The organism is Streptomyces sp. NRRL F-5755 (genome assembly GCF_001279365.1).
In the GTDB taxonomy this organism is placed as follows: domain Bacteria; phylum Actinomycetota; class Actinomycetes; order Streptomycetales; family Streptomycetaceae; genus Streptomyces; species Streptomyces rimosus.
On sequence record NZ_LGCW01000049.1, the window covers coordinates 1 to 18141 of the forward strand.

Genomic DNA, 18141 nt, shown 5'->3' on the forward strand with positions numbered 1-18141 from the left:
TCCCCCGGGGACCCCCCCCCCCCCCCCGCCCCCCCCCACCCCCGCCGCTCTGCGCGCGCACCTCGCCGCCGCGCTTCCCGCGCACATGGTCCCGGCCACGGTGACGCTGCTCGACGAACTGCCGCGCACCGCCAACGACAAGCTGGACCACCGCGCCCTGCCGGACCCCGCGCCGGGCGTCCCCGGCGCCGGGGACGGCGGAACCGACGGCAACATTTCAGGCTCCGACGGTACGGGCACCGCCTCCGGCGACCCGCACACCGACATCATCCGCGGTCTCCTGGCCGACCTCCTCTCGCTGGACACGAGCCCCCCGGCGGACGCCGGGTTCTTCGACCTGGGCGGTCACTCGCTGCTGGCCGCCCGGCTGGCCGCGCGTATGCGGGAGGTGTTCCAGGCGCCCGTGAGCACCGCGGACGTCTTCCGCAATCCCACGGCCGCCGCGCTCGCCGCGCTCGTCCACTCCGCCGCGCCGGCGGACGCCGACGGCGCACCGTCCGCGCCCCTGCCCACGACTGTCGTCCCTCGCACCGGACACCTCCCCCTCTCGCCCGCTCAGCAGCGGCTCTGGTTCCTCCACCGGCTCGAAGGCCCCAGCCCCACCTACAACATCCCGCTCGTGCTGCGCATCGACGGACCCGTCGACCGCGGCGCGCTGCGGCTCGCCCTGGGCGACCTGACGGCTCGCCACGAGACACTGAGAACGGTATATCCGACCACTGACAACGGGGGTGAGGAGCGCCCCTACCAGCGGATTCTCCCCGCGGACCACCCGCTGGCACAGCCGGAGCTGCACCTCGCCGAGCCCGACGCAAAGCCCGACGCAAAGCCCGGCGCAAAGCCCGATGACGAGCCCGACGCAAAGCCCGGCGCAAAGCCCGGTGACGAGCCCGACGCCGGCCTCGCCGCAGCCGTACGCCACTGCTTCGACCTGGCCGCCGAACCCCCGCTGCGCGCCACGCTGTTCAGCCACGGCCCGGGCCGCCACACCCTGCTCCTCCTCCTGCACCACATAGCCGGCGACGGCGCCTCCACCACGCCCCTCGCCCGCGACCTCGCCGCCGCCTACAGCGCCCGGCACGCGGGCCGGGCACCGGAGTTCGCGCCGCTGCCCTTCCAGTACGCCGACCACGCGGCCCACCAGCAGCAGCTCCTCGGCACGCCCGCCGACCCCACCCCGCTCGCCGCCGCCCAGCTCGCGCACTGGAAGCAGGCCCTCGCCGGGCTGCCCGACCAGCTCGACCTGCCCACCGACCGGCCGCGCCCCGCGGTCGCCTCGTACGCCGGCGACACCGTGCCCTTCGCCCTCGACGCGGCGGCGCACGCCGCGCTCCAGCGCCTCGCCCGGTCCACCGGCACCAGCGTCTTCATGACCGTGCAGGCCGGTCTCGCCGCCCTGCTCACCCGGCACGGCTGCGGCACCGACATCCCCCTCGGCACCCCCGTCGCCGGCCGCGCCGACGACAGCACCGCCGCCCTCGTCGGCTTCTTCACCAACACGGTCGTGCTGCGCACCGACACCTCGGGCGACCCCGCCTTCCGTACGCTCCTGGAGCGGGTGCGGTCCGCCACCCTCGCCGCGTACGAGCACGACACGCTGCCCTTCGACCATCTCGTCGAGGAGCTGAACCCGCGCCGCTCGCTCGCCCGGCACCCCCTGTTCCAGGTGATGCTGGCCTGGCAGTCCGTGCCGGACGCCGCGTTCGAGCTGGGCCCGCAGGCCACCGCCCGGATGACCGCGGTGCCCTCCGGTACGGCCAAGTTCGACCTCACCCTGAACGCGGGCGAGCAGCCCGGCGGCGGCATCGGCGGCTTCTTCGAGTTCCGTACCGACCTCTTCGACCGCGCCACCGTGCAGTCCCTCGCCGACCGGCTGACCCGGCTGCTCACCGCCGCCGCGGACACCCCGGACACGCCCCTCGGCCTGCTGCCACTGCTCGGTGACGAGGAGCGAAACCGCGCCCTCGTCGAGTGGAACACGCCCGCCGCGCCTCTCGCCGAACGCCCCGCCACCACCCTCCCCGACGTCTACGAGGCCGCCGCCCGCAGCCACCCCGGCCGCACCGCCGTCAGCTGCGCCGGGCAGTCCCTCACCTACGCGGAACTCTCCGCCCGCGCCCAGCGCCTGGCCCGGCTGCTCGCCGCCCGCGGCATCGGCCCGGGCTCGATCGTCGCGCTGGCGCTGCCGCGCTCCGTCGACCTGGTCACCGGCCTGCTCGCGGTCTCCCTCGCCGGAGCCGCCTACCTGCCGCTCGACCCGGACTACCCGGCCGACCGCCTCGCCTACATGCTGGACGACGCCCGCCCGGCCGCCCTGATCACCGACACCGCGACCGCGCCCCGGCTGCCCGGCCACACGCTGCCGCTGATCACCGTGGACGGCGACGCGGCGGCGCCGTACCCGGAGGGCCCGCTCACCGACGCGGAGCGCACCAGGCCGCTGCGCGTCGACGACGCCGCGTACGTCATCTACACCTCCGGCTCCACCGGCCGCCCCAAGGGCGTCGTCGTCACCCACCACAACGTCACCCGGCTGTTCACCGCCACCGACCACTGGTTCGGCTTCGGCCCCGACGACGTCTGGACGCTCTTCCACTCCTACGCCTTCGACTTCTCCGTGTGGGAACTGTGGGGCGCGCTCCTGTACGGCGGCAAACTCGTCGTCGTACCCCACCTGACCAGCCGCGACCCGCACGCCTTCCGGCAACTGCTGGCCGCCGAACAGGTCACCGTCCTCAACCAGACCCCGTCCGCCTTCTACCAGCTCGCCGCCGCCGACCGGGAGAGCGACGGTGCGGAACTCGCGCTGCGATACGTGGTGTTCGGCGGTGAGGCGCTGGAACTGGGGCGGCTGGACGACTGGTACGCGCGGCACGCCGACGACGCGCCGGTCCTGGTGAACATGTACGGCATCACCGAGACCACCGTGCACGTCTCCTACTTCCCGCTCGACCGCGCCACCGCCGCGGGCGCCACCTCCAGCACCATCGGCGTCAACATCCCCGACCTGCGCGTCTACGTCCTGGACGACCGGCTCCAGCCCGTACCGCCGGGCGTCACCGGCGAGATGTACGTCGCGGGCGAGGGCCTGGCCCGCGGCTACCTGGGCCGCGAGGCCCTGACCGCCACCCGCTTCGTCGCCGACCCGTACGCCCACCTCTTCGGCGAGCGCGGCAGCCGCATGTACCGTTCCGGCGACCTCGCCCGGCGCCGTACCGACGGCGCCCTGGAGTACTTCGGGCGCGCCGACCAGCAGGTCAAGCTGCGCGGCTTCCGCATCGAGCTGGGCGAGATCGAGGCGGTGCTCGCCGCGCACCCCGCCGTCGCCGACACGGCCGTCGTCGTACGGGAGGACACCCCCGGCGACAAGCGGCTCGTCGGCTACGCGGTACCGGCCGCCGGGCAGGAACCCGACCCGGCGGCCCTGCGCGACCACGCCGCCGCCGAACTCCCCGCCCACATGGTCCCGTCCGCCGTCGTCCTGCTCGACCGGCTGCCGCTGACCAACAACGGCAAGCTCGACCGTAAGGCGCTGCCCGCCCCTGATCGCCCGGCCGCCACCGGGCGCCCGCCCCGCACCCCGCGCGAGGAACAGCTCTGCTCGGTCTTCGCCGAGGTGCTGGGCCTGGACCGGGTCGGCGTCGAGGACAACTTCTTCGACCTCGGCGGGCACTCGCTGCTCGCGGTGCGGCTCGCCGACCGGGTCAAGGCCGTGCTCGGTACGGAGGTGTCGATCGGTACGGTCTTCCAGTCGCCGACCGTCGCGGCCCTCGACGCGGCCCTGGACGCCGTACGCCATGACGACCCGCTCGACGTGCTGCTGCCGCTGCGTCCCGTCGGCCAAAGCGTGGAGGGCGGTCGCGCCCCCGTCCACTGCGTCCACCCGGCCGGCGGCCTGAGCTGGTGCTACGCCGGACTCATCCGCCACCTGCCGCCCGACGTGCCGATCTACGGCCTCCAGGCCCAGGGCGTGGGCACCGCCACCGCGGACCGACCGCTGCCCGCCACCCTGGAGGAGCTGGCCGCCCACTACGCCGCGCGCGTCCGCGAGGTGCAGCCCGAAGGCCCGTACCGGCTGCTCGGCTGGTCCACCGGCGGCATCATCGCGCACGCCATGGCCACCCACCTCCAGGACGAGGGCCACGAGGTCGAACTCCTCGCCATCCTCGACGCCTACCCGGCCGAGGGCTTCCGCGACCTGCCCGTACCCGACGAGGCCGAAGCGCTCGAATCGCTGCTCACCATGGGCGGTTACGGGCCCGACAGTCTGGAGGGCAAGCCGCTGACCACCGCCAACGTGGTGGACGTGCTGCAACGCGAGGGCAGTCCGCTGTCCGCGCTGTCCACGGACACGATCAAGGCGCTCGGAGACATCTACCTCAACACCAACCACCTCGTACGCGCCTACGACCACCGCGTCTTCCGCGGCGACGTGCTCTTCTTCCGGGCCACCGTCGACACCATCGACGACACCCTCACCCCCGGGACGTGGACCCCGTACGTCACCGGCCGCATCGACAACACCAACATCGCCTGCTCGCACAAGGACATGACCCTGCCCGAGCCGATCGCGCACATCGCGCGCGTGGTCGCCGACCGCCTCACCGAGCTGGAGGGGTGACCCGGTGACCACCGCACCGACCAGGACCCGGCCGTCCCGGCTGTCCCCGAAGACCGCCGTCGTCCTCGTCTACACGGCCGCCATGTGCATGAACGGCCTCGACTCGACCATCGTCAACCCGGCCCTCTACACCATCGCGGGCGACTTCGGCCGCCCGGTCTCCGCGGCCAACACCGTCGAGACCGCCTTCCTCGTGGCTCTCGCGCTGGCCCTGCCGGTGGCCGGCTGGCTCGGCGACCGCTACGGCACCAAGCGGGTCTTCCTCGGCGCGCTCGCCGTCTTCACCACCGCCTCGGCCGCCTGCGGCCTGGCCCCCGGACTGCCCGCGCTGGTCGTGGCGCGGGCGGTGCAGGGCCTGGCGGGCGGGCTGCTCACCCCGGTCGGCATGACCCTGCTGTTCCGCGCGTTCCCGCCGCACGAACGGGCCAAGCTGTCCAAGGTCCTGATCGTGCCGACCGCCCTGATGCCGGCCCTCGGGCCGCCGCTGGGCGGCTTCCTGACCCAGCACCTGTCCTGGCACTGGCTGTTCTTCGTGAACGTGCCGATCGGTGCCGCCGCGGTCCTGCTGGGCGTCATCGGGCTGCGCGAGCATGTCGAGGGCGTGCCGGGGCCGTTCGACCGGGCGGGGTTCTGGCTCGCCACCCCGGGGCTCGGACTGCTCACGTACGCGCTCGGGTTCGGCCCCTCGCAGGGCTGGACGCAGCCCGCCGTCGCGGTCAGCGCCGTCCTCGGCGTGCTGCTGCTGGCCGCCGCCGTCGTCCACCAGCTCCGTACGCCGGAACCCCTGCTGAAGCTGCGGCTGCTGGCCGGACGGGCGTACGGTACGGCCTCCACGCTCGCCGTGCTCACCGCCGCCGGCCTGATGGGCGTCCTGTTCGTCTTCCCGCTCCTCTACCAGGCCGCGCTGGGCGCTTCTGCCCTCGACGCGGGCCTGAGCGTCTTCCCGGAGGCGGTCGGCCTGATGCTCGCCTCCCAGGTCGTCGACCGGCTGCTGCCGCGCATCGGACCGCGGCGGCTCGCGGTACCCGCCCTGCTGCTCGCCGCCGCGGTCTTCGCGGCCCTCGCCGTACCGGGCGCGGCGGGCAACGCCTGGCTCGTACGGGGCCTGATGTTCGCCATCGGCCTGGTGCTCGGCACGGCGGTGCTCACCGTCCAGCTCGCCGGGTTCGAGGACATCGCCCCGCCCGACATGGGCCGGGCGATGGGCCTCTTCCAGATCCTGCGCACGCTCGGCGGCGCGCTGGGCATCGCCGTCTGCGCCGGGGTGATCGGCGGCCACGGCACGGGCGCCGCCGGGCCCGGCCCGTACCGGGCCGCGGTGTGGGTGACGGCCGCACTGGTCGCCGTCGGCGCGCTGGCCGCCCTGCGGCTGCCGAAGGCCCCGCCGCAGCCGCCGCCGTTCGAGGACGGGGAAGCGGGGGAGGGGGCGAAGGCCCCGGCCGCGGGCTGACCCCGCCGCCGGAGAGACGACGGCGCCCCCGACCCGCACTCGGGTCCGGGGCGCCGTTCTGCGCTTCGGGGTTCAGCTGCCGGACAGCAGCGCCCCCAGCCCCGTAGCCAGCCCCCCACGCCAGCACGCGTAATCATGGCCGCCGTTGAACTCCTCGTACGCCACGTCGTAACCGCGCGCCCGCAGCACATTGCGCAGGCGGCGGTTCTCCGCGAGCAGCATCCACTCCTGGAGGCCGACCTCCAGGCGCAGGCGGACCGGGCGGCGTTCGGCCGTGGCGTACTGGCGGGTCAGCCACTCGGCGCCGCGTTCCGCATCGTCCGGCCACCAGAAGGAGCCGGACTGCGAGAGCGCCAGCCCGAACCGGTCAGGCCGCCGGAAGGCCGCGTACGCCGCGGTCAGGCCGCCCGCGCTCTGCCCCGCGACGACGGTACGTTCCGGGCGCAGCCCCGCCCCGTACGCGTCGGCCGCCCACGGAAGCAGCGTGTCCGCCAGCCAGTCGACGAACGCCCCGTTGCAGCTGAGGTCCTCCATCCGCCGCCCCATCGTGTCCACGAGCAGCGCGACGGTCGGCGGCACGGCGGAATCGGCGTGCAGGTTGTCCAGCAGGTCGCCCGCGCCCAGGACCGGGCCCCACATCTCGCCGTCCAGCAGCACCGCGACCGCGTACGGGCCGCCGTCGGCGCGGTGGCCGGGCGGCAGGTGGACGGTGACGTGCCGGCCGTCCACCTCGGCGCGTACGGACGTGCCGCGCGCCGCGCCGGTCCGGCGCCCGGTGCACGGCTGCGCGGGCGCGCCCGGCAGCTCCATGACCGAGGCGGGATTGCGGCCGTCCCGCGACGGCAGGACGGGCGTGGTGTTCAGCGGGTCGGGTACGGCACTGTCCAGCACCTTCAGCCACGCCTGCCGGTCCGTGCGCAGGATCTCCTCACGCGGGCCGGTGCCGGGGTGGAACTGGTACGAGGCACGGTGGTCGGACCGCAGCCGGTGGCTGATGGCCCAGACCGAGGTGCCCTCGATACGGGCCATCAGGTGCGGCGTCAGGTCGCCCGCGTGCCGGTCCCGGTCGGTGACGGTGTGCAGGAGCGCCAGTACGTCGGTGGCCGGGCGCGCCGGATCGTCCCGCCACACGAACGTGACCAGGACGTGACCCGGCTCGCCGTCCGGGTCCGGCTCCACCAGCGGCGTCCCGGCCGCCTCGGCGCGGCGCCAGAACTCCTCCTCGGCGCCGGGCCGCCCGGCCCGTACGTCCTCGGCGAGGCCGCGCAGCAGCGGACTTCGGACAGCGGTCACTTCCGTACCCCTCTCGTCGGGTGCGTCAGGAGAAGACATCGCGTCAGACACGCGTCGCCGCCGAGCGCCCCAGCAGCACCCACAGCAGGAAGGGCCCGCCGAGCACCGTCGTCACCACGCCCACCGGCACCTCCGTACCGGCGAACGCGATCCGCCCGACCGTGTCGGCCGCCACCACCAGGACCGCGCCCGTCAGCATCGTGCCGACCAGCGGCACCCGCAGCGGCCCCGCCAGCCGCGACGCGATGACCGGCGAGGCCAGCGCCACGAAACCGACCGGACCGCAGATGCCGACGGCCAGACCCGCCAGGGCCACCGCCAGCAGCAGGCACACCGCGCGGGTACGGGCCGGCGCGGCGCCCAGCGACGAGGCCGTGGCGTCGTCGAAGCGCAGCACACCCAGGTGCCGGGCGACCGCGAGGCTCAGCGGCACCAGGACGGCCAGGCCGATCAGGACGGGTACGGCGACGGCGTAGCTGCGCCCGTTGAGGCTGCCCGAGGTCCATACGTACAGCGAACTCGCCGAACTGAGCGAGCGCCGGGACAGCGCGACCTGGGTGACGGCGGACGCCAGCGCGGACATCGCCAGCCCCACCACCAGGACGCGGTAACCGCGCTGCCCGAGGCCGCCGGAGACGAGCGTGACCACGACGACCGCGGCCAGCGCGCCCAGCGGACCGGCCCACCAGGCGCCGAAGGTGCCGGTCGCGCTGAGCGTGACAGACAGCAGGACGGCGGCGGTGGCACCGTCGTTGACGCCGAGGAGTTCGGGGGTGGCCAGGCGGTTGCGGGCCAGCGTCTGGGTCAGGCAGCCGGCCAGGCCCAGCGCGGCGCCCGCGGCCAGCCCGGCCACGATCCGGCCGAGCCGGAACTTCTGCACCAGCAGCACGTCGAACCGGTCGCCCTGACCGAAGATCGCCTGGAAGGTGCGGGTCACGCCCATGTCGCTCTGCCCGGCGTACGCGGACAGCACCACCGCCACCAGAAGCACCACCGCCAGCAGCAGTGCCGCCAGCGTGGCGCGCCGGGCGACGAGGAAGGAGAGCGGACCGCGGCGCAGCACGAACGTGTCGGCGGGGCGCACCCGGCCCGGCTTCGGTGTCCGGCGGGGCAGACGTCCGCGCAGTGTGTGCAGCACGCCCCGCCCCGCCGTGCCGGACGCGCGCTCCTCGGCGGCCGGTTCGGTCATGCCCATCGAGGCGAGCTGCCGCGAGCGGACGATCCCGATGAGGACGGGCGCGCCGATCAGCGCCACGATCACGGAGACGGGCGCCTCGAACGGGCGGGAGACCACCCGGGCCACCACGTCCGCCAGCATCAGGACGGCGGCGCCGATCAGCCCGGCCAGCAGCAGCCGGGCGGCGAGCCGGGTCCCGGCGACGGCCCGCGCCAGGAAGCCGGCGAGCAGTCCGAGGAAGGAGACCGGACCGGCCAGCGCCACCGCCGCCGCGGTCAGCAGCGTCACGCCGACGGCGACGACGGTACGGATGACCGGCGGCCGGTGGCCCAGGCTGCGGGCCAGGTCGTCGCCGAGCGCGAGGGCGGACAGCGGCCGGGCGACCAGCAGCGCCACCAGGAAACCGAGGCCCAGTACGGGCGCGAGCCGCCCGAGTTCGCCGAAGCCCTCGACCCCGGCCAGCGAGCCGAGCACCCAGAACCGGAACCGGTCGTAGGTCTCCGCCGAATTGACCACGATCACACTGGTCAGCCCGCCGAACGTGGCGCCCAGCGCGGACCCGGCCAGCACCAGCCGCATCGGCGACCCGCCGCCCCGTCGGCCCGCGATGAGCAGCACCAGGCCGCTGGCGACCACCGCGCCGGCGAACGCGCACACCAGGTACGCGTAGCCGGAGTCCAGGCCCAGCAGCGCGATGCCCGCGACGACGCCGAGCGAGGCCCCGGCGTTGACGCCGAGCAGGCCGGTCTCGGCGAGCGGGTTGCGGGTGACGGCCTGGAGGAGGCACCCGGCGACGCCGAGCGCGCCGCCGACGAGCAGCGCGGTGAGCGTACGGGGCAGCCGCAGGTCGCCGACGACCAGGGCCAGCCGCGGGTCGCTGCGCGCGCCGCCGCGGTCGAGCAGGTAGTTCAGCACCCCGCTCGCGCCGACCTCGCCGGCGCCGACGCACAGGGACACGGCGGCCAGGGCGAGGACGGCGGCGGCGAAGCCCGCCACGGCGAGCACCACGGTCCGGCGCGCGGTGCCTTCGCTGCGCTCCTTGGGGCTGGCAGCGGGGGCCGCGAGGGCAAAGTCCGGGTCATCCGCGGGTACGAGAGTGCCCTTTTGCGCCACCGCCGCCGGCAACGCGCCGCCCGCGGCGTCGTGTTCGGGGGGCGGTGCGGCTATACCCGTGCGCTGCTTTTGCATAAGGTGAGGCTAGCCTAACCGTTTCTCCAGCGTGCGTGCGGAATGGGGGAGTGGCTGGGCACCTGTCCTATATTAGGTTAGGCTTGCCTAACAAAAGGGGAGGTTGCTCATGCCTGAGCACATACCGGACGGCCGCGCCGAGTTCACCGGGCGCATCGCGCTGGTGACCGGCGCCGGGCAGGGCATCGGTGCCGCGGTCGCCGCGGCGCTGGCGCAGCACGGCGCCCACGTCGTGGCCACCGACCGCACCGCACCCGCGGCCCCGTCGCCCGGAAGCGACACCGCGGGGACCGTCACCGCCGAGGCCATGGACGTCACCGACCGCGCCGCGGTCGACGCCACCGTCCAGCGCGTCGAACGCGACCTCGGCCCGATCGCCGTCCTGGTGAACGTGGCCGGCATCCTGCGCCCCGGCCCCGCCGCCGAACTCTCGGAAACCGACTGGGCCGACACCTTCGCCGTGAACACCACCGGCGTCTTCCACACGGCCTCCGCCGTCGCCCCGCACATGGTCAAACGCGGCTCCGGCAGCATCGTGACCGTCGGCTCCAACGCCGCCGGCGTCCCCCGTACCGGAATGGCCGCCTATGCCGCCTCCAAGGCCGCCGCGGCCATGTACACCAAGTGCCTGGGCCTCGAACTCGCCCGCAGCGGCGTGCGCTGCAACATCGTCGCGCCCGGCTCCACCGACACCGCCATGCAACGCGCGCTGTGGACCGACGACGACGCGCCCCGCCGCGTGATCGCCGGGGACCCGCAGACGTACCGCACCGGCATCCCGCTCGGCCGGATCGCCGACCCGTCCGACATCGCCGACGCGGTCGTCTTCCTCGCCTCCGACCGCGCCCGGCACATCACCATGCAGGAGCTGTACGTCGACGGCGGCGCCACCCTCCGGTGACCCGCGCCGCCCCCGGCGCCACCGCCCGCCGGGAGCGGCCCGCCACCCCGGCAACCGCACCGCGCACCCTCCGCGTCCCCACCCGTACCAGCCACCCCGGAAATCCCCGCGACCTTCCGAGAATTGGAGCTCCCGTGCCGACGGCACCCGAAGTCGCCACGCACGTCCCCCTCGCCGAGCCGGCCCACCCCGCCGTTGATTGGGGCCTCCCCTGCTCGAACGAAGCTGAGAGCTTGGGGAAGGCCACCGCTCTCCTGGACGCCTACACCCCCGGCGCCCGCTTCCTCGGCACGCCCACCCGCACCATCCTCGCGCAGGGCACCCACAGCGACGTCCCGCACGACGAACGCCCCCTGCCGCAGCGGGTCGCCGCCACCCTCGACGCCGCACGGGCCGCCGGCCACGGCGCGCCGCTCGTCGTCGGCGCGGTGCCCTTCGACCAGACCGCGCCCGCGGCGCTCACCGTCCCGGGCAGCGTACGGACCGCGCCGCCGCTCACCGCCGACCCGCTGATCGCGCTGCCCGCCGACCCGCCCGCCGCGGCCGCGTGGGACATCAGACCCGTACCGGAGCCCGAGGTGTACGGCGCCGGCGTGGCCGCCGCGGTGGAACGCATGTGGCGCGGCGAGTTCAGCAAGGTCGTCCTGGCCCGCACCCTCGAACTCACCACCGCCGACCCGCTCGACATCCCCGCGATGCTCCAGCGCCTGGCCCGCCGCGACCCCTCCGGCTACACCTTCGCGCTGCCCACCGCACCCGGCCGCACCCTCCTCGGCGCCAGCCCCGAACTGCTGGTCTCGCGCCGCGGCGACCGCGTCGTCGCCAACCCCCTGGCCGGCTCCACCCCGCGCAGCGACGACCTGGCCGAGGACGTGCGCCGCGCCGCCGCGCTCCTGGAATCCGCCAAGGACCTGCACGAACACGCCGTCGTCGTGGACGCCGTGCACCGGGCCCTCGCCCCGTACTGCACCGACCTGACCGTCCCCGCCCGGCCCACCCTGCTGCGCACCGCCACCATGTGGCACCTGTCCACCACCGTCACCGGCACCCTCGCCGCCCCGGACACCTCCGCGCTGGAACTGGCCTGCGCCCTGCACCCCACCCCCGCCGTCTGCGGCACCCCCACCGACACCGCCCGCCAGGTGATCACCGACACCGAACCGTTCGACCGCGGCTTCTTCACCGGCATGGTGGGCTGGGGCGACGCGTCCGGCGACGGCGAGTGGGTGGTGACCATCCGCTGCGCCGAGGCCGAGGAGCGCTCCCTGCGCCTGTACGCGGGCGCGGGCGTCGTCGCCGCGTCCGAGCCGGCCGCAGAGACCGCCGAGACCGGCGCCAAGTTCCGTACCTTCCTCAGCGCCGTCGGAGCCGAGCTGTGACCGATCAGTACGCCTACGCCCGTTCGCACGCCCCCACCTGGCCCGAGGAGTTCGCCGAGCGCTACCGCGCCGCAGGCTGGTGGCGCGGCGAGACGTTCTCCGGGATGCTGCGCGAGCGGGCCGCCGCCCACCCGGACCGCGTCGCCGTCGTCGACCCGGCCGGCGAGGGCCGCCGCTGGACGTACGGCGAACTGGACCGCCGCGCCACCCGGCTGGCCGCCGGACTCCACGCCCGCGGCATCGTCCGCGGCGACCGGGTCGTCGTCCAGCTCCCCAACGTCGCCGAGTTCTTCGAGGTCGTCTTCGCCCTCTTCCGCCTCGGCGCCCTGCCGGTCTTCGCGCTGCCCGCCCACCGCGAGACCGAGATCCGCTACTTCTGCGAGTTCACCGGCGCCGCCGCCTATGTCATCGCCGCCGAACACGGCGGCTTCGACTACCGCGACCTCGCTGCGTCCGTACGGGCCGAGGTGCCCGACCTGCGGCACGTCTTCGTCACCGGCGGCGAACCGGGCCCCTTCGAAGCCCTCGCCGACGTACCGGCCGACCTGCCCTCCGACGGGCCCGGCTGGGACGAACCCGCCCCGCACGACCTGGCCTTCCTCCAGCTCTCCGGCGGCAGCACCGGCGTCCCGAAGCTCATCCCGCGCACCCACGACGACTACATCTACTCGCTGTGGGGCTCCAACGAGCTGTGCGGCGTCGACGAGGACAGCGTCTACCTGTGCGTGCTGCCCGCCGCCCACAATTTCCCGCTGTCCTCGCCCGGCACCCTCGGCGCCCTGTATGCGGGCGCCCGCGTCGTGCTGTCCCCCCAGCCCACCCCCGACGTGGCGTTCCCGCTCATCGAGCGCGAACGCGTCACCCTCACCGGCCTCGTCCCGCCGCTGGCCCTGGTCTGGACGGAGGCCGCGCCCGGCACGCCGTACGACCTGAGCAGCCTCGACATCCTGCTGGTCGGCGGCGCCAAGTTCAGCGAGGAGGCCGCCCGGCGGGTACGGCCCGCCCTCGGCTGCACCCTCCAGCAGGTCTTCGGCATGGCCGAGGGCCTGGTGAACTACACCCGGCTGGACGACCCCGAGGAGACCATCGTCACCACCCAGGGCCGCCCCATCTCCCCGGACGACGAGATCCGCGTCGTGGACGACGAGGACAACGACCTGCCCGTCGGCGAGACCGGCCATCTGCTCACCCGCGGCCCGTACACCATCCGCGGCTACTGGAAGGCGCCCGAGCACAACGCCCGCTCCTTCACCGCCGACGGCTTCTACCGCACCGGCGACGTCGTCCGGCTCACCCCCACCGGGCACCTGGTCGTCGAGGGCCGCGCCAAGGACCAGATCAACCGCGGCGGCGAGAAGGTCGCCGCCGAGGAGGTCGAGAACCACCTGCTCGCCCACCCCGCCGTGCACGACGCCAACGTGGTCGCCGAACCCGACCCGTACCTGGGCGAACGCACCTGCGCGTATGTGATCCTGCGGGGCGGCGCCGCACCCGTGAAGCCGGTCGAGATCAAGAAGTTCGTCCGCACCCGCGGCCTCGCCGCCTACAAGGTGCCCGACCGCGTCGTGTTCGTGGACGCCTTCCCGCAGACCGGCGTCGGCAAGATCTCCAAGAAGGACCTCAGGTCCGCCGCCACCCGCACCGCCGAACCGTCCTGACCGACCCGCACCCGCACCGACCGTCCAGAAGGGACCGCACCGCACCATGGCCCTGCCCGCCATCGCCCCCTACCCCATGCCGTCCGCCGGCGACCTGCCCGCGAACCGCGTGGACTGGAAAGCCGACCCGTCGCGCGCCGTCCTGCTCGTCCACGACCTGCAGAACTACTTCCTGTCGGCCTATCAGACCGAGGCGTCGCCGGTCACGGACCTGCTGCGCAACGTCGCCGCCCTCAAGGAGCAGGCCGCCCGGCTCGGCATCCCCGTCCTCTACACCGCGCAGCCCGGCGGCCAGAGTCCCGCCGAACGCGGCCTCCAGCAGGACTTCTGGGGTCCGGGCCTGCCCGCCGACGAGCACGCGGCGGCCATCGCCGACGCGGTCGCCCCCGGCCCGGACGACACCGTGCTGACCAAGTGGAAGTACAGCGGCTTCGTCCGTACCGACCTGGAGGAGCGGATGCGCGGCCTGGGCCGCGACCAGCTCGTGATCACCGGTGTCTACGCCCACATCGGCGTCATGATGACCGCCTGCGACGCCTGGATGCGCGACCTCCAGGCGTTCCTGGTGGCCGACGCGGTGGCCGACTTCTCGGCCGAGGACCACGCGATGGCACTGCGCTGGGCGGCCGGCAAGTGCGCCGTGGTCACCACCACCGCCACCGTCCTCGAAGGGAAGTGACCACCATGGCGATGACGCTGGAACAGCTGCGCAAGGATGTCGCCGATGTCCTCGGCGAGGACCCCGCCGACATCCCCGACGACGAGAACCTCGTCGACTACGGCCTCGACTCGGTACGCCTGATGTCCCTGGCCGGCCGCTGGAACCGCGACCACGGCATCGAGGTCGCCGTCGCCGACCTGTCGGAGGAACCCGCCCTGGAGAAGTGGGCGGTGCTGCTCGGCGCCACCGGCTGAGCACGGGCCGCTTCGTACGGCAGCGGGGCGGTGCGCGGACCCTTTCCGCGCACCGCCCCGCTCAGCATGTCCGGACCGTCGTCAGACGCCCGGCGGCACCCTCGACGGGCGGCCCGAGCCCCGCGTCACCGAGTACCCGAAGATCCCGGCGAGCGCCGCCAGCAGGGCGCCCACCGCCGTCCACACCCACCGGTCGGACCACCGGCCCGAGGACCAGCCGCCCTCCGGCTCCAGCGCGCCCGCGGACCGCTTGCCCGCCGCCGGAGTCGGTGACGCGCTCGACCCGTCCTCCGGGTCCGCGGTGGCAACCCCCGGCACCAGCGGCTTGGACAGCTTGCCGTCCACGGCGTACGCGCCGCCCGCCTCGTCCACGGCCGGTTCGAACTCGGCCTTGACGGGCAGGCCAAGGTCGTCCTGAGGCAGCCCGGTGACCGTCAGCCGTACGTAATAGCTGCCCGGCAGCGGATCGTTGGACGACTGCTCCGCCCACGAGCGGACCGTACGCAGCGTGCAGGACACCTCCACCGAGGCCGCGTCCGCTGCCGCCGCCCTGGTCTGCGCGCCGTAGACGCACGCCTGGCGCCGCCGCAGCCCGTCGTACACGTCGATCTGCCAGGTCGAGGCGCCGTGCCGGGCCGCCTTGGGCAGCGTCACCTTCGCCTTCATCGTCGCGCGCTGCCCGGTGTCCACGGGCACCACCCAGTACAGGTAGTCGCCGGTCGACGCCCCGGCCGTCGCCCGCTGCCCCGGCTGGACCGGCGTCGCGGTACGGAACGAGGTCCCCGCCTCGGTCGGCCCGGCACCGCTGCCGCTGCTGCTGGGGGACGGCGACGGACTGTCCGCCACTGCCGTACCCGCCGTACCCAAGAGCGCGGCACCCGCCAGCAGCGCGGCGCTCACAAACCTACGCGTACGCATCAGTTGGTCCTCCAGACGGCGACACGCCAGCGCGACAGCCAGCCCCACAGCAGACCGGCCACCAGGCCGAACAGCACCAGCGCCCCCAGGAACCACCAGCCGCGGCCCAGACCGAAGGAGGCGGCGTCCGAGGCGTCGGACGGACCGTCCACCACGTCGACGGCCAGCTCCACCGGCATGCCCGGTTCGGTCTTCACCGAGGCGGGCGCCGCGAAGGAGTTGCTGAGCTGGAGGCACACCGTCTCCGGCTTGTCCTTCGCAGCACCGTCCGCGTTCTTCAGCGGCGCCTTCGGATAGCGCAGTCCCGACGAGATCACGTCGGTGCGCCCGTCGCCCGCCTCCGAGCCGCGCACGATCTCCCGGCCGTGCACGGTCGAGGCGCGCAGCAGGATGCCGTAGTCGTTGTTGACGGCGCGGTCGGCGCCGATGCTCGCGGACGCCCGCAGCTCCTGCCCGGGCCGTACGTCCACCCGGTACCAGCGGTGCTCGGCGAACTTCTCGCGGTCGCTGTACAGGCCCGGCTTGAGCACCGGGGCCTTGGCGCACTGATCGGCGCCCTGGACCGCCACCGGGTTCACCACCGGATCGGCCGCCCGGTCCACCAACTGGTGCACCCTGTCCCGCAGTTCGCTGGTGTGCTGGACGGAGGTGTAGGTGCCGCCGGTGGCCTCCGCGATGCAGCTGAGCTGGTTGCGGGTCTTGGCGTCCGGCAGCAGCCCGAGCGTGTCCACGGTCAGGTGGATGCCCTTGGCGGCGATCTCCCGCGCCACCTCGCACGGGTCGAGCGGGGCGCAGGTGTCCTCGCCGTCCGTGATCAGCACGATCCGGCGGGTCGCGGCACCGCCCTTGAGGTCGTCGGCCGCGCCCAGCAGCGCCGGGCCGATCGGCGTCCACCCGGTGGGCGCGAGCGTCGCCACCGCCGTCTTCGCCTCGGTCCGGTCGAGCGGCCCGACCGGGTAGAGCTGCTTGGTGTCCTTGCACCCGGTCTGCCGGTCGGGCCCCGGGTAGTTCGCGCCGAGGGTACGGATACCGAGCTGGACCTCGCCCGGCACCGCGTCCAGCACCTCGTTGAACGCCTGCTTCGCCGCCGCCATCCGGGTCTGCCCGTCGATGTCGCGGGCCCGCATCGACCCGCTGACATCGAGGACCAGCTCGACCTTGGGGGAGGGGTTCTTCGTGTCCGGTTCGTCGGCCGCCGCGGCGGAGGTGGGGAGCAGCCCCACGGCCAGGGTGGCGAGCAGCCCGCACACCCCGGCCGCCAGCCGTTTTCTTGTGATCATCGCCGGATCGTATTGATGATCGGGCACCGGTATCAAAACGGGCGATGACCACTGACGGCGGATCAGCGCCCGCAGCACGCGCGGCCGCCCCGGCGGGCCGTTCGGTCACCGGGGCGGCGGGGGCGTGCCGGGGGCGCTACGAGTGCACGCGCAGTGTGGCGTGGGCTGCGTCGAGATTCTTGTACGCGTCCGTGCTGGTCTCGTTCGTCGACCTCAGCCCGAAGGTGATGTTCCTCCAGTGGCGGTCCTGCGCGTTCTTGACGAGCGACGTGACGTCGAAGGTCAGCGTGCGGTTCCGGCAGGGGGACGCCGGAGGGGTGGTCCAGGTGTACATGCGGCCCCGGGGCTGCGTGTTCCACGTCGTGTTGCCGGTGATCCCATACGTGTCCCAGAGCTCGACGTTGTAGCGGGCGCAGCTCCGGGACCAGGTGTTCGTGACGGTGAGCCAGGCCCTGTCGGCCTTCGGGCGCCGGTGCAGGTTCTGGGTGTTCACCCTGATGTACGTGCGCCACTTGCCGGTCGGCGCGGGCGAGTCCTTCGTCTGGAAGCCCTTGTTGCCGACGCGCCCGATGTCCTTGTAGGTCCTGGTCGGAATCTTCTCGCTGACGCTGACCCACTGTTCCACGTGGTAGTCGTGGGTGGCGCGGGGAGCGGACGGCTGCTGCTTCGTGACGGACGCGCCGGCCCCTGCTGCCTGGGTGCCGGAGCCGGTGGCGAAGGCGGCCGGAGCGGCGAGCCCGCCGACGAGACCGCAGGCCAGCAGGGGGTACAACGACCGGGATCGCCTCCGGCCGGTGAGTGAACGGGATGTGGGCATGGGGTGCCTCCAGTGCCGGGAATGGCTGAACGATGTCCAGCTTTTCCCCGCCGTCCGCGCACCGCCCTCCCACTGCGTCCGACCGTGAGAGCGAAAGCCGCGTATTCACTCATACGACCGAAGATCGTGGACAGAGGGTGACGGCGGCCGGGCAGGGGCCGCCAGGCGGCCTCACCGCCCCACCGCCGCCGCCCGCCCGCCCCGCTCCCGCGCCGCCGCCGCGATATTGCGCGCCATCCCGCCGAACACCACCGCGTGGAACGGCGCGACGCTCCACCAGTACGCGTGCCCCGCCAGCCCGTGCGGGTGGAACAGCGCCCGCTGCCGGTAGACCGTACGGCCCACCGCGTCCCGCCCGGACCGCAGCTCCAGCCAGGCGAGCCCCGGCAGCCGCATCTCCGCGCGCAGCCGCAGCAGCCGCCCCCGCTCGATCTCCTCGACCCGCCAGAAGTCCAGCGAGTCACCGGCGCGCAGCCGCTCGGCCCCCCGCCCCCCCCGCAGCCCCCCCCCACCCGACAGCCGGCCCACCCACCCGCCCCGCGCC

General features: G+C 74.2%; 13 protein-coding genes. 7 read left to right on the top strand and 6 right to left on the bottom strand.

Going from position 1 to position 18141, the window contains the following annotated elements; all coding sequences use genetic code 11:
• On the top strand, positions 1–4621 hold a 4621-nt coding region (locus ADK86_RS08215), incomplete at its 5' end, for a non-ribosomal peptide synthetase (RefSeq protein WP_159393815.1).
• A gap of 4 nt (positions 4622–4625) precedes the next feature.
• On the top strand, positions 4626–6071 hold the full coding sequence (locus tag ADK86_RS08220) for a DHA2 family efflux MFS transporter permease subunit (protein WP_053696002.1): 1446 nt from the start codon (positions 4626–4628) through the stop codon (positions 6069–6071).
• Between the two features lie 72 nt (positions 6072–6143).
• Here the strand turns inward: ADK86_RS08220 and fes are convergent, their stop codons facing one another.
• Together fes and fhuB are read right to left on the bottom strand one after the other, a co-directional pair.
• A complete protein-coding gene (fes, locus tag ADK86_RS08225; RefSeq protein ID WP_053696003.1) occupies positions 6144–7403 on the bottom strand; it encodes an enterochelin esterase in 1260 nt (419 codons plus the stop codon).
• Between the two features lie 4 nt (positions 7404–7407).
• Complete coding sequence (gene fhuB / locus ADK86_RS08230; RefSeq protein ID WP_053696004.1) at positions 7408–9729, bottom strand: Fe(3+)-hydroxamate ABC transporter permease FhuB; 2322 nt, start codon at positions 9727–9729, stop codon at positions 7408–7410.
• 109 nt (positions 9730–9838) lie between these two features.
• On the opposite strand from fhuB, the gene ADK86_RS08235 reads away from it, so the two are divergent.
• The 5 genes from ADK86_RS08235 (at position 9839) to ADK86_RS08255 (ending at position 14582) form a co-directional block, all read left to right on the top strand.
• Positions 9839–10630 (top strand): 2,3-dihydro-2,3-dihydroxybenzoate dehydrogenase, encoded by a 792-nt coding sequence (locus ADK86_RS08235; RefSeq protein ID WP_053696005.1) that lies wholly within the window; start codon positions 9839–9841, stop codon positions 10628–10630.
• A 134-nt stretch (positions 10631–10764) separates the two neighbouring features.
• Complete coding sequence (gene dhbC / locus ADK86_RS08240; protein ID WP_053696006.1) at positions 10765–12009, top strand: isochorismate synthase DhbC; 1245 nt, start codon at positions 10765–10767, stop codon at positions 12007–12009.
• A complete protein-coding gene (locus ADK86_RS08245) occupies positions 12006–13667 on the top strand; it encodes a (2,3-dihydroxybenzoyl)adenylate synthase (protein WP_053696007.1) in 1662 nt (553 codons plus the stop codon). Before dhbC ends, ADK86_RS08245 begins: the two co-directional genes overlap by 4 nt.
• Positions 13668–13713: 46 nt before the next feature.
• A complete protein-coding gene (locus tag ADK86_RS08250; protein WP_053696008.1) occupies positions 13714–14346 on the top strand; it encodes an isochorismatase family protein in 633 nt (210 codons plus the stop codon).
• A gap of 5 nt (positions 14347–14351) precedes the next feature.
• Positions 14352–14582, top strand: coding sequence for a phosphopantetheine-binding protein (locus ADK86_RS08255; protein WP_053696012.1), 231 nt, complete (start codon positions 14352–14354; stop codon positions 14580–14582).
• Between the two features lie 81 nt (positions 14583–14663).
• Here ADK86_RS08255 and ADK86_RS08260 read toward each other — a convergent pair whose 3' ends face one another.
• From ADK86_RS08260 to ADK86_RS08275, 4 genes are all read right to left on the bottom strand, one after another.
• The gene (locus ADK86_RS08260; RefSeq protein WP_030630883.1) at positions 14664–15500 is read right to left on the bottom strand and encodes a hypothetical protein; all 837 of its coding nucleotides are present in this window, start codon (positions 15498–15500) and stop codon (positions 14664–14666) included.
• Complete coding sequence (locus tag ADK86_RS08265) at positions 15500–16780, bottom strand: VWA domain-containing protein (RefSeq protein ID WP_053696009.1); 1281 nt, start codon at positions 16778–16780, stop codon at positions 15500–15502. The genes ADK86_RS08260 and ADK86_RS08265 overlap by 1 nt, the downstream gene beginning before the upstream one ends.
• Positions 16781–16916: 136 nt before the next feature.
• A complete protein-coding gene (locus tag ADK86_RS08270) occupies positions 16917–17597 on the bottom strand; it encodes a DNRLRE domain-containing protein (RefSeq protein ID WP_159393816.1) in 681 nt (226 codons plus the stop codon).
• 171 nt (positions 17598–17768) lie between these two features.
• Positions 17769–18141 (bottom strand): DUF2867 domain-containing protein (locus ADK86_RS08275; protein WP_159393817.1); only part of this gene is annotated, 373 nt, incomplete at its 5' end.